8 protein-coding genes are annotated in these 15,960 nt (G+C 73.4%); 6 read left to right on the top strand and 2 right to left on the bottom strand.

Going from position 1 to position 15,960, the window contains the following annotated elements:
- Nucleotides 1-40: 40 nt before the first annotated feature.
- Entirely contained in the window at nucleotides 41-2,011 is a 1,971-nt protein-coding gene (locus tag ACIQM4_RS05715) for a trypsin-like peptidase domain-containing protein (protein ID WP_401586532.1), read from the top strand.
- A gap of 4 nt (nucleotides 2,012-2,015) precedes the next feature.
- On the opposite strand, the gene ACIQM4_RS05710 is transcribed toward ACIQM4_RS05715, so the two are convergent.
- Nucleotides 2,016-2,258 carry a hypothetical protein gene (locus tag ACIQM4_RS05710; RefSeq protein ID WP_401586529.1) on the bottom strand — a complete coding sequence of 81 codons (243 nt, stop codon included), beginning with the start codon at nucleotides 2,256-2,258 and terminating at the stop codon, nucleotides 2,016-2,018.
- 333 nt (nucleotides 2,259-2,591) lie between these two features.
- Between ACIQM4_RS05710 and ACIQM4_RS05705 the strand changes: the two genes are divergently transcribed.
- The 5 genes from ACIQM4_RS05705 to fxsT are packed head-to-tail and all read left to right on the top strand — an operon-like array spanning nucleotide 2,592 to nucleotide 11,950.
- On the top strand, nucleotides 2,592-3,740 hold the full coding sequence (locus tag ACIQM4_RS05705; RefSeq protein WP_401586527.1) for an AAA family ATPase: 1,149 nt from the start codon (nucleotides 2,592-2,594) through the stop codon (nucleotides 3,738-3,740).
- Nucleotides 3,741-3,744: 4 nt separating this feature from the next.
- The gene (locus tag ACIQM4_RS05700) at nucleotides 3,745-7,305 is read left to right on the top strand and encodes an SAV_2336 N-terminal domain-related protein (RefSeq protein WP_401586524.1); all 3,561 of its coding nucleotides are present in this window, start codon (nucleotides 3,745-3,747) and stop codon (nucleotides 7,303-7,305) included.
- Entirely contained in the window at nucleotides 7,302-7,547 is a 246-nt protein-coding gene (locus ACIQM4_RS05695) for a hypothetical protein (RefSeq protein ID WP_401586522.1), read from the top strand. The genes ACIQM4_RS05700 and ACIQM4_RS05695 overlap by 4 nt, the downstream gene beginning before the upstream one ends.
- 52 nt (nucleotides 7,548-7,599) lie before the next feature.
- The gene (locus ACIQM4_RS05690; protein WP_401588108.1) at nucleotides 7,600-8,805 is read left to right on the top strand and encodes an FxsB family cyclophane-forming radical SAM/SPASM peptide maturase; all 1,206 of its coding nucleotides are present in this window, start codon (nucleotides 7,600-7,602) and stop codon (nucleotides 8,803-8,805) included.
- A gap of 25 nt (nucleotides 8,806-8,830) precedes the next feature.
- Nucleotides 8,831-11,950, top strand: a complete 3,120-nt coding sequence (gene fxsT, locus ACIQM4_RS05685; RefSeq protein WP_401586520.1) for an FxSxx-COOH system tetratricopeptide repeat protein — start codon at nucleotides 8,831-8,833, stop codon at nucleotides 11,948-11,950.
- Nucleotides 11,951-12,031: 81 nt separating this feature from the next.
- Here the strand turns inward: fxsT and ACIQM4_RS05680 are convergent, their stop codons facing one another.
- Nucleotides 12,032-15,937: a multifunctional oxoglutarate decarboxylase/oxoglutarate dehydrogenase thiamine pyrophosphate-binding subunit/dihydrolipoyllysine-residue succinyltransferase subunit gene (locus tag ACIQM4_RS05680; protein WP_401586517.1), complete on the bottom strand. Its 3,906-nt coding sequence runs from the start codon at nucleotides 15,935-15,937 to the stop codon at nucleotides 12,032-12,034.
- Nucleotides 15,938-15,960: the final 23 nt, after the last annotated feature.

The raw sequence follows: 15,960 nt of genomic DNA, 5'->3' as shown, positions 1-15,960 counted from the left end.
GGGGCGACCACGGGGGGTCACATCATGGACGGCGGCAGCGATGCCTGAGTCGAGCCAGTGGCTGGCCGACCTCGCCGCCGCGGCCACCGTCCACCTCACCGCCGACAGCCCCGGCACCCCGCGGATGTGGGGCAGCGGCTTCTTCGTCGCCCCCGGACTGGTCGTCACCTGTGCGCACGTCCTGCGCGGCCCCCTGCGGGACAAGCGGGACACGGTCTTCCTGGTGCGCGGCGACGGTCTGTGCGGCGGTGAGCCGGTCCGGGCCAGGCTGGCCGCCTCGCTCTGGGACCTCGCCGACCCGGCCACCATCCCGCCCGCCCTCGACCTCGCCGTCGTCCGGCTCGAAACGGCCGGCGTCCGCCACGAGTGCGTATGGCTCGCCGACTGGGCCGAGCAGCCCGTCGGCAGTCTGCGCACCGTCCACGGTTACGTGCCCGAGGGTGAGGAGGGCGAAGGGGCCGGCCGGCCCTGGTCGGCCGAGACCCGGGTGCGGGTGCACGAGGGGACGGCCTACGGGCGCCGCTTCGACGAGAGTGAGGTACGGATCCTGCCGGGGCTCTCCGGCGGCCCGGTCCTCGACCCGGCGGCCGGCGCCGTCGTCGGCGTCACCAAGTCGCGCCGCCCCGACGACATGTCCGGCGGGCTGTCCGTCGCCATCACGGCGCTGCGCCAGTTCGGCCCGCTCTACCAGGAGATCGTCAGCGCTCACGACACCTGGCACGAACAGCGCCGGTCGTCCGCGGGTGACGACTGGATCGGCAGGCAGTCCGTACTGCCGGGTCACGGGGGAGGCCACGGCGCCGGCACCTGGACGCCGGAGGACCGGCGCACCGCGCTCGGCCTGCTCGCCCAACTGCCGCCGCCGCCCGGCCCGTACGCCGTCATCACGCTCGCCAGGATCGCCCTGCCCCGCTACCGGGTCGGTGATCCGGCGGCCCGGCCGGTCGCCTGGCGGGACGGGCACGGCGAGCTGTACGACGGGGCCACCCCGCAGCGCGCCGAGTACTTCCTGCGCTACCTCGACGACGTGCAGCGCCTCTCCGCGTCCCAGGGCGTCGGCAGCGGACAGCTCGCCGACTGGATCGAGCGGCGCCGCGGAGGTGCGCCGGCCGGGGCGGCGGCGGAACCGGCGGCGCACGAGCCCCTGCCCACCGCACTGCTGCCCCGGGCCGACGACGGCAGTCCGCGCCGCTACCCGGGGCCCGAGGACGACAGGCCGGTGGTCGTCCTGGAACTGCTCCGGCTGGAGGGCGAGGGGGCCAGCTACGACTGGACGCTGCGGATGGGCGACGCGGACGGCTACCCGGTGGCCGACGGGCACGCCGTACCCGCGGCAGACCTCATCCACCGGGTGGGTGCGCCGCTCGTCGACCTGTTCTCCCAGGTCGACCTGGAGGAGTGGCCCGCCCCCCTCGAAATCGCCGTGGACATCGGCGAGTTCGACCGACCCGTGCACCGGTGGCAGGTCAACCAGCAGGCCAATTTCCACGAGCGGGAACTCAAGGAACTGCTCGGGGTGCGCCGTCCCGTCGTGGTGCGCCAGCTGGACCGGCTCGGGGTGCCCGACGACGCGTGGCGCGCCCGCTGGGACGCCGCCCACGCGGCGCCCGGTCTCGTCGCCCGGCGCACCCCGCCGCGCGGCGGGGTCCTGACCAAGGGGCTGCTGGCGGGCTTCGCGGACGGGGAGGTGCCTGTGCTGTGCCGGGGGGCCCGCGACAGGATCGGCACCCGGGCGCTGGGCGACGCGATCGCGGCGGGCCACGGCATCGCGCTGTGGCACGTCGAGGGGCATGCCGGGGTGCGTTGCCGGGACTCCTGCGACGTGCTGCACGCCTTCGCCGTGGAGGAGTTCGCCCGCACCGGTCACGCCGACGAGCTCCCGGACCGGATGCGCCGGATCAGGGCGGCCATCGGCGACGACCAGCCCCACCCCGCCGGCGGCTTCGCGCTCCTCTACGACGACCCCCGAAGGCCGGTGGCGGACGAAACGGGGGTGTTCGACTCCCCGTGAGGTACTACGCCGCGCTTCTTTTGACGGACGCCGGGTCCCGGGTGACGGGTGCCGGGTCCGGGCCGTCGTCGTGCGCCGTGTCCGGGGTGACGGGTGCCGCGTCCGGTATGACGTGCGCCGGGTCCACTCCGGCGCGCGCCACGACCACTCCCTCCCGCCCCACGCCCCGTCCCGCGCCCGTCACGATCACGCCGACCGACACCACGTCCCGTCCCGCGCGCGCCAAGTCGCATTCCGCGCGCGCCACGGTCACTCCGAAGGCCGTCGCGGCCGGTCCGGAGGGTGGGGTGGTGAGCGTGCTCGCCGTGCGGGGCGCGGGGCCGGCCGTCCTCGTCCGCGCCGCCCCGCCAGGTTGCGCCGTGCGGTCCACCCCGCGTGCTTCCCTGGGTGCCGTCGCATGCGGCGGCACGTGCGCCCCCGTGTCACCCCGCGTCACTCTGTTCGCCCGGCCACTATGGCCGGAACCAGCCTGTAAGGGCGGGGGAGTTGGGTACATTTCCAGGGGCCCGTTGCGGGCACCGACTGCCCCCGTCGGTCAGGCCACGGCACGCCACGACCGACCGACGACGAGGAGCACGCCATGAGTGTCCACGAGTGGCTGATCTACCAGGGCAAGGGGGATCCCGCCCCCGACCGCATCGACAGCCTGCCGGAGCCGCCGCGCTGGCGTCGGTTCGACGGTGATCCGCTCACCGGTCCTGCCGCCGACGCGCCACCGCTGGACGCCGCCTCCACCCGCCGGCTCGGTGACCGTACGGCACTGTCCGCCCAGGACCCCACCTCCCTCCAGCTCATCAACGCGGCCCTCTATCTGCGGCGCCCGCTCCTCGTCACCGGCGACCCGGGCACTGGCAAGAGCACCCTCGCGCACGAGATCGCCTACGAGCTGGGCCTCGGCCGGGTGCTGCAGTGGCCGGTCGTCAGCCGTACGGAACTGAAGGACGGGCTCTACACCTACGACGCGATCGGCCGCCTCCAGGACGCCCAGCTGCACGGCCGCCGGCAGTACCGGTCGCCGCGGGAGACGGCGTACGAGGAGAGCGCCGACCACAACAGCCCCGGCCACAACAGTCCCGACCACAACAGCCCCGGCCACAACAGTCCCGGCCACAACAGCCCCGACCACAACAGTCCCGGCCCTCACGATGCCGACAACAGCGCCGACATCGGCCGGTACGTACGGCTGGGGCCGCTCGGCACCGCCCTGCTGCCCACCGTCCGCCCCCGCGTGCTGCTCATCGACGAGCTCGACAAGAGCGACATCGACCTCCCCAACGACCTGCTGAACGTCGTGGAGGAAGGCGAGTTCGACATCCCGGAACTGGAGCGGATCGCCGACCGCCCCGGCCAGCGCACGGTCGACGTCCTCAGCGACGACGGGCGCCGGGTACCGGTGACCGGCGGGCAGGTGCGCTGCCGCGCCTTCCCGGTGATCGTCATGACCAGCAACGGGGAACGGGAGTTCCCGGCCCCGCTGCTGCGCCGCTGCATCCACGTCCACCTCGACCCGGCGCGCGGGGAACGCCTGGCCGCCATGGTCCAGGCCCACTTCGGTGAGCGCGCCGACGAGACCCACCAGGACCTCGTCGATCTCTTCACCGAGGACAACGGCGGCGAACTCCGCCCCACCGACCAGCTGTTGAACGCCATCTACCTCACCCGCAACGCCCAGCAGCAGGGCCTCGGCAGGCTGCTGCTGCGGCCCGCCGCCGAGCACGGGCAGCGCTGACGCCATGGCCGGCCGACGCCACGTACTCGCCGCCGGGGACCGCATCAACTCCGGTGCGACCAGCGACCAGTTGACGTCCCTCGTCGCCGGTCTGCACGAGCTCGGCATCGACCCGCACCCCGACGAACTCGCCGACGCGCTGTGGCTGGCCCGCTGGGCTCCGGCTGTGCACCCCGAGCGGGTGCCGGACCAGGGCGGCCGGCCCCGCACCGAAGGGGTCAGGCCGGGCCTGCGTCCGCCGGAGGAAGGCGCCGGCCCCCTGCCCGACGTCACGCCGCCCCGCGGTACCCGGCTGCCCACCGCGCTCACCGCCGAGCTGGCCGTCTCCGGCCCAGGTCCGGGCTCCGGCCGCGGCGCCGACGGCGGCGACGCCGAAGGGACTGCCGAACAGGGCGGGTCGCGCGGCGGCCGGGTACGGGTGCCCACCGCCGCGGCGCTGCCCGAACCGCTCGCCCTGCAAAGGGCGTTACGGCCGCTGCGCCACTACCGAGCCCCCGCCCGCTCCGCCGCGGGCCCCGACTCCCTCGACGAGCAGGCCACCGCCGACCGCGCCGCCGACACCGGGATCCTCGTGCCCGTCCTGCGCGACAGCAGGCGACGGGCCGCCCGGGTGCAGTTCGTGATGGACCTGTCCACCTCGATGGTGGTGTGGGAGGAGACCCTCCAGGAACTGCGGCAGATCTGCGAACGCTCGGGGGCGTTCCGCGAGGTCCGGATCCACTACGTACGGGAGAACGCGGACGGTGACGCCGCCGTCGCGCTGTCCGCCGCCCCCGACGCCCCGCTGCACCGCGCCGAGGAACTGCGCGACCCCACGGGGCACCGGCTCACCCTCGTGCTGAGCGACTGCGCGGGGCCGCTGTGGCGGTCCGGCAAGATGCAGCGGCTGCTGCACAGCTGGGCGGCCACCGCGCCGGTCGCCGTCGTCCAGCCGCTGCCGCAGCGGATGTGGCGGCGCACCCATCTGCCGGCCCTGCCGGGAGAGCTGGTGCGGGGCGAGGGCCCGGCGGGACGGCTCGCCTTCCGCCCGTCGGCGGGGGCCGCGCCGGGCCCCGACGCCCTTCCCGTGCCGGTTCTCGCGCCCCGCCCGGGGCCGCTGCGCGCCTGGGTGCGGCTCGTCTCCGGGGCGAAGGGGCAGAGCATGCACACCGTGGCCGGCTGGGTGCGCGCCCGGCATCCCGCGTCGGCGGCCCCGCGGCGCACCGACCGCGCCGCGTCCCCCGCGGACCGGGTGCGCGCCTTTCGCAGGACCGCCTCCCCGGACGCCGCCCGTCTCGCCGTCTACCTGGCGGCCACCCCCCTCGTGCTGCCCGTCATGCAGCTGGTCCAGCGCGCGATGCTCCCCGACAGCGGGCCCGAGGTCCTCGCCGAGGTGATGCTGGGCGGGCTGCTGCGGCGCAGCGGCGACGTGGAGGGCCTGGTCGGCTACGAGTTCGTCGAGGGCGTGCGCGGGGAACTGCTGGAGCAGATCGCGGTCAGCGACGCGCACCTGGTGCTCAAGCACTGCTCCGCCTATCTGGAGACCCGTTACGGCCGCACGGCCCGCAACTTCCCCGCCCTGGCCGCCGCCTATCTGGCGGGCGAGGCCCACGAGGCCCCGTCGGGGCGGCCGGGGGCCGTCGAGGACGACGGGCTGCGCGCCTTCGCCCGCGTGTCGGCCGATGTGCTGCGGCGGTTCGGCCAGTCGGTGCCGGTCGCACCCGCCGAGCTGACCGCCACCGGCGGGGACCCGCAGCAACCGGCGGTTCGCGCACGGGAGTTGCTCGACCGCTACGCCGCCCGGCACACCGCACGCGACCTCGACGAGGCCGTCGCCCTGTTGCGGGGCGCCCTCGCCACCACCTTCGAACCGGGTGTGCTCTGGGCGGAGTACGGGGCCGCGCTGCACCTGCGGTGGGAGGCCAGGCGGGCCCCGGAGGACCTGCGCGGCGCGCTGGAGGCGTTCGCCAGGACGGAGGGGAGCCTCCTGGGCGCCGGGCTGCTGGTGCGCTGGCACGCGGCCCTGCTCGCGGTCGCCGCCGAGGTACGGGCGGCCGGTCTGGAGTCGGCGGCGCTGCCCGCCTTCGTACGGGAACAGGAGCGCGGGACGCATCCCCTGCAGCGGGTCCTCGTCGCCCTGTACCGGCGGGCCGTGCGCTGTCTGCGCGAGGCCGGCGCCCACCCCGAGCACGACGCGGACGGGACGTACGCGCAACTGCTCGACACCTTGCGGGTGATGGCCGCCTGGGGCGCGGACCCGGCGTTCGCCGGACTGCTGGCGTGGGAGTACGGCGGGAGCGGGCAGTGGACCGCCCGGGTGCTCGACGACGCGGTCGACGTGGCGCTGACCCGGGACCACAGGGACACGACGGAAGGCGCCGAGTACGAGGCCGGCCTCCTCCTGGACAGCGCGATGCACCTGCTGGGCCGCGGCGAGGTCCGCTGGGAGCCGAGCCAGGACCAGCTGGAGTCGGGCCGGCGCCGGGCGGGTGCGGCGGTCGAGGCGTACCGGGCGCTGATCGACCGGCTGGACAGGGAACGGGCCGCCGGTGGCGCGGCGGGCGCCACCTCGGGGGTGCCGGAAGCTCCGGCGGCCCCGCCCGGGCCGGTGGCCCCTTCGGCTCCCACGGGGGCCCCGGCCTCCACGCCCCCGGCGGACGCGTCGGCCGCTACGCCCCCACCAGCCTCGGTGGTCCCGTCGGACGCGGCTGCCTCCACGGCCACGCCGGAATCCGTGGCGGCGCCCGACCGCCGGCTCGCGCACGCCTGCCTCGGACTCGACTTCGCCCTGAGGGCGTTCCAGGAGGGCGTGCCGGAGGCCGAGGCCGAACGCCTCACCGTCCTGCGCCGGGCGCTCGGCCTCACCGGCGACGACAGCGCCCTGCGCACCCTGGTGCTCCAGCAGCTGGCCTGGGCGCTCGCCGACGCGTACGCCAGGACCGGCGACCGCGTCTACCTCGACGAGGAGATCGACGCCTGGTGGTCCTCGCTCGCGGGCCTCGAACGGGACGGCGAGTTCTCCCCGTACGCGCTGGAGTCGCTCGGTGAGGCGCTCATCCAGGCCGAGGAGTGGGACGACGCGGTACGGATGATGCGCGCGGCCGTCGACAACACGGCCGAGGGCGACCGTGAGATGCCCGCCCGCCGGATGGCCCTGGGCCACGCGCTCCTCACCCGCTACCTGGCCCGTGAGGGACAGTCCGACCTGCACGAGGCGGACTGGATGCTGGGAGCGGCGGCGCGCAGCAGCGAGGGGACCGAGATAGCCGCGGCGAGCTGGCAGTTGCGGGCCCGGGTCGCCGAGGAGCAGGCCAGGCGCGGCCGGTCCGCGACCCGCTGGACCGACGCCGCCGACTACTACCGGCGGGCCGCCGAGAGCGCGAGGGAGGCCGGCCTCCCCGAGGTCGAGGCCGACGCGAGGCGCCAGCGCGCCAAGGTCCTGGAGCGGACGGCGGGCCCCGCGCGTGCGCTCGGTGAGTACCGGGAGGCGGTACGGCTCTACGCGGAGCTCGGGTCGGACACCCCGGGGGCGGCCGAGGCGCAGGCCGCCGTCGGCCGGCTGGACCCGCAGGGCGGCCCGGCGTGACGGGGCGACCGGGCCCGGCGCCCGGCGGGGGTGGCGGCCCCCTGCCGGTCCTCGTCCGTCCGGCTCCCGGCGCGACCGTGGCGCACCCCGCGCTCGCCGCGGTGCTGGGCGAGCTGCGCGCCAGGGAGGCGAGCGGCGAACCGACCGTCGCGTACTACGAGGACGCGCCGTACTACGAGGACGCACCGCCCGGCGAGGGCCACGGGAGTGCCGGGTGCGGTGAGGGCGCCGCGAATGACTGAAAAGGTGTATGCAGAGGGCCAACTCACAGGCCTCACGGACCAGTCCGTCCGCATGGACCGGTTGGCTCCCATGGGCCACCCCGTCCCCGCAGGCCCCGCCATCCCCTTTCGGCAGTTCGTGCTCAAGGTGCACAGCCGGTGCAATCTCGCCTGTACGTACTGCTACATCTACCAGAGCCCCGACCGCAGCTGGCGCGAGCGTCCGTCCGCCGTGGCCGCCGCGACCGTTCGCGCCACCGCGCGTCGGATAGGCGAACACGCGCGCGCCCACCGGCTGTCCCGGCTGCGCATCGAACTGCACGGCGGGGAGCCCCTGTTACGGGGTCCGGCGGCGGTCGTCGCCTACGCGGACGCGGTTCGGGCCGAAGTCCCCGGTTACACGGCCGTCACCGCCACCGTGCAGAGCAACGGCACCCTCCTCACCCCGCCGGTGCTCGACGCCCTCGCCGCCGCCCGGATCCGGGTCGGCCTGAGCCTCGACGGCGGCACCGCCGCGCTCAACTCCCGGCGCACCGACCACGCGGGACGCCCCTCCTGGCCCGCCGCCTCCAGGGCCGCCCGGCTCCTCGCGGACCGCCACCCGGCCTCGTACGCCGGACTGCTCTGCACCATCGACGTGACCAGCGACCCGCGCGAGGTGTACGAGAGCCTGTGCGCGCTCGGCCCGCCCGCGCTCGACTTCCTGCTGCCGCACCGCAACTGGGGCGACGCACGCCCCGGCAGGCACCGCCCCGCCCCCGTTCCGTACGGGGACTGGCTCATCCGCGCCTTCGAGCTGTGGTGGGGCGCGGCGGACGGGCAGCGGCCCAGGATCCGCCTGTTCACCGAGGTGGTGGCGCTGCTGCTCGGCGGGGACAGCGCGGCCGAGTCCGTCGGGCTCTCCCCGCTGGCCGCAGTGGTGGTCGACACCGACGGCAGCATCGAACAGGTCGACTCGCTCAAGTCGACCTACCCGGGCGCCCCGGCCACCGGCCTCGACGTCGGACGGAACACCTTCGACGAGGCGCTGCGCCACCCCGGGATAGCCGCCCGCCACCTCGGCGCCCGCGCCCTTCCCGGCACCTGCCGGCGCTGCCCGGTGGTGCGGGTCTGCGGCGGCGGCAACTACGCCCACCGCTACCACGCACCGGGCAACGACTTCCAGCACCCCAGCGTGTACTGCGCAGACCTGGAGCACTTCATCCGGCATGTCGCCGGACGGGTGGCCGAGCAGCTCCCGCCAGGTACCGTGCCGACAACGGGCGTGTGCCACCGATGAGTTGACGGACGAGGAGAGCCGCCCCATGTCCAGCGCGCCGCAGCAACCCCAGCCCCGCCCCCGGCCCGCCACCGGGCCGAAGCAGCCCCCGCCCCGGCCGGACCAGTCCCCACCCGGGCCGAAGCAGCCCCCACCCGGGCCGCGGCTGTCCGCCACCGTGCCGAAACAGCCCCCCGTCGGGCCCGAGCAGCACGTCACCGTCGTCTACGCGGGCCAGTCCCAGTCCTGGGCGGACTGGATGTGGTACCAGCTCACCCGCGCCGACGCGCACCCCCGGCTGGTGCGCTGGGACCCGCTGCACCGCGCCCCCGAGGTGTCCCTGCTCACCGGGTTGCTGGAGAACCCCGCCGGGGGCCATGTCCTGATCGTGGTCGACGACTGGTTCCTGCGGCTGACCGAGGAACGGCAGGGAGCGTGGGGCGACGTCCTGCGCGAGGTCGTGCCCCGGTACGGGGAGCGGATCAGTGCCGTCAGCGTCACCGCCGCCACCCTCCCCGCAGCCGCCGAACCGTTGAGCCCGACCCGGCTGCGCGGCCTCGGCCCCGCGGAGGCCAGGCGCAGACTGCTCGCCACGGCCGGCGCACGGACGGGAGCCGCCGTCCCCGTCGACCTGGGCCGTGGCCCGCGCTTCCCCGACGACCTGCGCGAGATCGACAACGCGCCCCGGCACAACCACCGTTTCACCGGCCGCGAGAGAATCCTGCAACGGCTGCACGACACCTTCGCGCAGATCGGCCCCGGCGCACGGATCGCCCTGCACGGGCCGCCCGGCGTCGGCAAGACGCAGGTCGCCACCGAGTACGTGCACCGGCACGCGGGTGAGTACGACATCGTGTGGTGGGTGGGTGCCTCGGTCCGGCTGCGCGCCCGCTCCGAGTTCGCCGCGCTCGCCGAGGAGTTGGGGGTGGCGCCGGTCGAGCGCGACCAGCTCAGCGATCACATCGACGCCGCCTGCGAGGAGCTCGGACGGCGCGGCCGGTGGCTCGTGGTCCTGGACGGGGCCGAGGACCCGGAGGCGGTCGAGGGCATCCTGCCCCGCGGCTCAGGCCATCTGCTCATCACCACCCCGCGCACCGAATGGGCCGCTTACGGGGCCGAGTTGTTCGAGCTGCCGCCGTTCGTCCGGGAGGAGTCCGTCGCCTTCGCCCTGCTGCGCGCCAAGCACCTCGACCCCGTCCACGCCGACCAGCTGGCCGCCGCCGTACAGGACCTGCCGCTGCTCATCGCGCAGACCGCCGCGTGGATCGACACCCACCCGGCGGCCTCCGTCGCCGAGTACGTACGCGACATCCGGTACGGCAACCCGCACGAGGCGGAGGTCGAGCAGGCGCACGACTACCCGGCCGGCTTCAAGGCCGCCTGGGGCCGCACCGTCAACGGGCTCCTCGAACAGCACCCCCAGGTGTACGAACTCCTGGTCCTGCTCGCCTTCTTCTCGCCCGACGTCGTGCCCGCCCGCCTGCTGCGCACCGCCCGCGGCGGGGACCTCCCCGACCATCTGGCCTCCCTGGTCAGCGAGCCCAGCACCTGGAACTCCGCGCTGCGCACGCTCTCCGAGGCGACGTCGATGCGCGTCGAGTACGAGCCGGGCCCGCGCATGGACATCGTCACCGTCGGCACCCTGCGGATGCATCGGCTCTTCCACCGTTTCGTACGCGGCCACCTCTCCGCCGCCGACTTCTCCCGCGCCTCCGCCATCGCCTGCCGCGTCCTGGTCGCCGGCGACCCGCGGGATCCGGGCGACCCCCGGCACTGGCCGCGGTACGCCGAACTCGTCCCGCACCTGGAACTGGCGGGCACCCTCGGCTCGAACGACCGCGACGTGCGCGCGGTCGTCCTCAACTGCGTCGAGTACCTCAGGGTGCGCGGTGAGTACATCGAGGGCCGCAGGCTCAGTGCGTCGGCGGCGGACTCCTGGACGAAGCTCTCCGGCCCCACCGACCGCGACGTCCTGGTCGCCCGCCACCAGCAGGCCAACATGGAGCGCAGGCTCGGCTTCTACCGGAAGGCCGAGGAGATCGGCCGCGCCACGCTCTCCCTGGTCTCCTCGGGCTCCGAGGTCCGTCCCATCGAGCTGGTCCGCGCCAAGAACGGCCTCGGCGGCACCCTGATGGCCCTGGGTTCCTACGACGAGGCCCGCACCCTCTTCGACGAGGCGGCCGGGGACGCCACCCACCTGCTGGGCGAGTACCAGATCCCCCGCATCCTCTCCATCCGCTCCAACCTCGCCATCGCCATCGGCCTCCAGGGCCACTACCAGGAGGCCTACGACCTGCACAGCGAGATCCTGGAGGAGTCCATCCGGCTGTTCGGCGGCAAGGCCCGCCTCACCCTGCACGCGGGCCTGCACACCGCGTGGATGCTGCGGCTGCTCGGCCGCTACCGCGAGGCCCTCGACATCCAGGAACAGAACTGCCGTCTGCACGCCCAGGTCCTCGACAAGAACCACAGCGAGACCCTGATCGCCGAGCACAACCTGGCCCTGTGCATGCGCCGCGACGGAAACCTCAACTACGCGTCGGCCCTGATGCGCAAGGTCCGCACCAACATCACCCGCCGCCGCGGCGCGGACCACCCGGAGACGCTCCTCGTCAGCTCCGACTACGCGATGCTGCTGCGCGACACCGGCGACCTGCCCGGCGCCCGTGAGATCGCCGAGGACACCGCCGCGCGCTACGAGACCCAGCTGGGCGCCACGCACCCGTACACGGTGGGGGTCCAGGACAACTGCGCGCTCATCCAGCGCGACCAGCGCGAACACACCGCCGCCCTCACCCGCTCGGAGAACGCCCGAGCCACCATGACCGCGGCCCTCGGCGCGGGCCACGTCTGGTCGGTCGGCATCACCATGAACACCGCGTCCGCCCGCGCGGCGGCGGGCGACCACGAGGGCGCGGCGGAGCTGGGCCGCACCACCCTCCCACTGGCCCGCGCCGCCGTCGGCGACGCCCACGTCCTCACCCTCAACCTGGCCTCCGGCCTCGCCCAGGACCTACGCCACCTGGGCCGCACCGAGGACGCCGACCGCATCCACCAGGACGCCGTCACCCGCCTCACCACCAACTTCTTCGAGGAGCACCAACAGGTCCAGTACGTACTCCAGGGCCGCAGGCCCTACTGGGACTTCGAGCCTCAGACGCTGTAGAGCACGCCGAAGGGCCCGGCCCCGCGAAGGAATCTCGCGGGGCCGGGCCCCAGGGCTTCTTACGACTGCTTGCGGCAGCGGCTACGCGTCGAAGACCTCGTCGCACAGGGCCTGCTGCTCCGCCTGGTGGCGCTTGGCCGAGCCGACCGCGGGGGAGGAGCTGTGCGGGCGGGAGATGCGGCGCAGGCGTTCGCCGTGCGGGATGTCCGCGCCGACGGCCAGGTCCAGGTGGTCGATCAGGTTGAGGGCGATGAACGGCCAGGCGCCCTGGTTCGCCGGCTCCTCCTGGGTCCACAGGTACTTCTCGGCGTTCGGGTACTTGGCGATCTCGGCCTGGAGCTCCGCACCCGGGAGGGGGTACAGGCGCTCAAGGCGGATGATCGCGGTGTCCGTGGCGCCGCGCTTCTGCCGCTCGGCCTCCAGGTCGTAGTAGACCTTGCCGGAGCAGAAGACGACCTTGCGGACCGAGGCGGCCTCCACCGAGTCGTCGCCGATGACGGGGCGGAAGCCGCCCGTCGTGAACTCCTCGGCCTTCGACGCCGCCGCCTTCAGACGCAGCATCGACTTCGGGGTGAAGACGATGAGCGGCTTGTGGTGCGGGTTGTGGACCTGCCAGCGCAGCAGGTGGAAGTAGTTGGACGGGAGCGTCGGCATGGCGACGGTCATGTTGTCCTGGGCGCACAGCTGCAGGAAGCGCTCGATGCGGGCGGACGAGTGGTCCGGGCCCTGGCCCTCGTAGCCGTGCGGCAGGAGCAGGGTGACGCCGGAGTGCTGGCCCCACTTCTGCTCGGCGGCCGAGATGTACTCGTCGACGACGGACTGGGCGCCGTTGACGAAGTCGCCGAACTGGGCCTCCCAGAGCACGAGCGCCTCGGGGCGGGCCAGCGAGTAGCCGTACTCGAAGCCCATCACCGCGTACTCGGAGAGCAGCGAGTCGTAGACGTTGTAGCGGGCCTGCTCGTCGGAGAGGTAGTTCAGCGGGGTGTAGTCCTCGCCGGTGTGCTGGTCGACGAGGACCGCGTGGCGCTGGCCGAAGGTACCGCGGCGCGAGTCCTGGCCGGACAGGCGGACCGGGGTGCCCTCCATGAGGAGCGAACCGATGGCGAGGGTCTCGCCCATGCCCCAGTCGATCGTGCCGTCCTCGATCATCGCCATCCGGCGCTGCATCTGCGGCATGAGCCGCGGGTGCACGGTGACGTTGTCGGGGATGTTGACCTGCGAGGAGGCGATCCGCTTCACGACCTCCTGGGAGATCGCGGTTTCCACGGACGCGGGGAAGGACGCCTCGGGCTGCGGGACGGGCGCGGACGCCGGGGCCTGGGTGGCCTCGCGGACCTCGGCGAACACCTTCTCCAGCTGCCCCTGGAAGTCCTGGAGCGCCTGCTCGGCCTCTTCGAGGGTGATGTCACCGCGACCGATCAGCGACTCGGTGTAGAGCTTGCGCACCGAACGCTTCTTGTCGATCAGGGTGTACATCTGCGGGTTGGTGAAGGACGGGTTGTCCGTCTCGTTGTGCCCGCGGCGGCGGTAGCAGATCAGGTCGATGACGACGTCCTTGTTGAACGTCTGGCGGAACTCGAAGGCCAGGCGCGCGACGCGGACCACGGCCTCCGGGTCGTCGCCGTTCACGTGGAAGATCGGCGCCTCGATCATGCGGGCCACGTCCGTGGCGTACATCGAGGAGCGGGCCGACTCCGGGGATGCGGTGAAGCCGACCTGGTTGTTGATCACGATGTGGATCGTGCCGCCGGTGCGGTAGCCGCGCAGCTGCGACATGTTCAGGGTCTCGGCCACGACGCCCTGGCCCGCGAAGGCCGCGTCGCCGTGCAGCGCGAGGGGCAGGACCGTGAAGTCCGTGCCGCCCTTGTTGATGATGTCCTGCTTGGCGCGGGCGATGCCCTCGATGATCGGGTCGACCGTCTCCAGGTGGGACGGGTTCGCGGCGAGCGAGACCTTGATCTGCTCACCGTCCAGACCGGTGAAGGTGCCGTGCGCGCCCAGGTGGTACTTCACGTCGCCGGAGCCGTGCATCGACGTCGGGTCGAGGTTGCCCTCGAACTCGCGGAAGATCTGCGCGTACGACTTGCCGACGATGTTCGCCAGGACGTTCAGCCGGCCGCGGTGGGCCATGCCGATGACGACCTCGTCCAGGCGCGACTCGGCCGCGCTGTCGATGACCGCGTCGAGCAGCGGGATCACCGACTCGCCGCCCTCCAGGGAGAAGCGCTTCTGGCCGACGTACTTGGTCTGCAGGAAGGTCTCGAAGGCCTCGGCCGCGTTGAGGCGGCGGAGGATGCGCAGCTGCTCCTCGCGCTCGGGCTTGGAGTGCGGGCGCTCCACCCGGTCCTGGATCCACTTGCGCTGCTTCGGGTCCTGGATGTGCATGAACTCGATGCCGGTGGTGCGGCAGTACGAGTCGCGCAGCACGCCGAGGATGTCGCGGAGCTTCATCATCGACTTCGAGGCGAAGCCGCCGACGGCGAACTCGCGCTCCAGGTCCCACAGCGTCAGCCCGTGCTCGTTGATGTCGAGGTCGGGGTGCTTGCGCTGCTTGTACTCCAGCGGGTCGGTGTCGGCCATGACGTGGCCGCGCACCCGGTAGGAGTGGATGAGCTCGAAGACGCGGGCGGCCTTCGTCACGTCGTTGTCGTGCGAGGCGTCGATGTCCTTGAGCCAGCGGACCGGCTCGTAGGGGATCCGCAGCGCCTTGAAGATCTCGTCGTAGAAACCGCTCTCGCCCAGCAGCAGGTTGGCGACGGTGCGCAGGAACTCGCCGGAGGCGGCGCCCTGGATCACCCGGTGGTCGTACGTCGAGGTCAGGGTCATGACCTTCGAGATGCCGAGCTTGTTGAGCGTGTCCTGGCTGGTGCCCTGGAACTCCGCCGGGTAGTCCATCGAGCCGACGCCCATGATGACCGACTGTCCGGGCATCAGACGCGGCACGGAGTGCACGGTGCCGAGGCCGCCCGGGTTGGTGAGGGAGACCGTGACACCGGTGAAGTCGTCCATCGTCAGCTTGTTGTCGCGGGCGCGGCGGACGATGTCCTCGTAGGCCTGCCAGAACTCGAAGAAGTCGAGCGTCTCGGCCTTCTTGATGCCGGCGACGACGAGCTGGCGGTCGCCGTTGGGCTTCACCAGGTCGATGGCGAGGCCGAAGTTGATGTGCTCCGGCTTCACCAGGGTCGGCTTGCCGTCCTTCTGCGCGAAGGAGTGGTTCATCGACGGCATGGCCTTGATGGCCTGCACCATCGCGAAGCCGATGAGGTGGGTGAAGGAGATCTTCCCGCCCCTGGCGCGCTTCAGGTGGTTGTTGATGACGATGCGGTTGTCGAAGAGCAGCTTCACCGGCACGGCGCGCACGGACGTCGCGGTGGGCACCTCGACGGAGGCGTTCATGTTCTTCGCGACGGCGGCGGCGGGGCCGCGCAGGGTGACGAACTCGGGACCGGCCGGGGCGGTGGCCCCTTCGGCAGCGGCGGGCTTCACAGGTGCGGCCTTCTGAGCGGGAGCGGATGCCGGTGCCTTGGCGGCGGGCCGGGCGGAAGCCTTGGCGGCGGGCTGGGCGGTGGTGGATGCCTGCGCGGTGCTCGGGGCGGAGGCGCTCTGCGCCGGCTCGGCGGCCTCGGCGGGCGCCGTCCCGGCACCGGAGGCGGCCGGCGCATCGGCGGGCTTCCCGGCGGCGGGGGTCTGCTCGGCGGCGGGAGCCTGGGCCGGGGCGGCCGTGGTCGCGGCCTGCGCGGCGCCCGACGCACCATTGCCACCGGTGGCCGACTTCTCGCCCGTACCGCCGGAGGCTCCCGCGCCCGGCTTGTAGTCGGCGAAGAAGTCCCACCACGCTCGGTCGACGGAACTGGGGTCCTGGAGGTACTGCTGGTAGATCTCGTCGACGAGCCACTCATTGGGACCGAAGGCCGCAGCTGGGTTCTTCCCCTGCCCGTCCTGGTCGGTCGATGAATGACTGGAGCTACTGGTGGACTGAGACGACACGGCGTTAACCGCCCTCTTCCGCT

This window comes from Streptomyces sp. NPDC091272, from assembly GCF_044757485.1.
Lineage (GTDB): Bacteria > Actinomycetota > Actinomycetes > Streptomycetales > Streptomycetaceae > Streptomyces.
The sequence above is the reverse complement of the archived record's forward strand: the minus strand, read 5'-3'. Positions and strand labels throughout refer to the sequence as shown.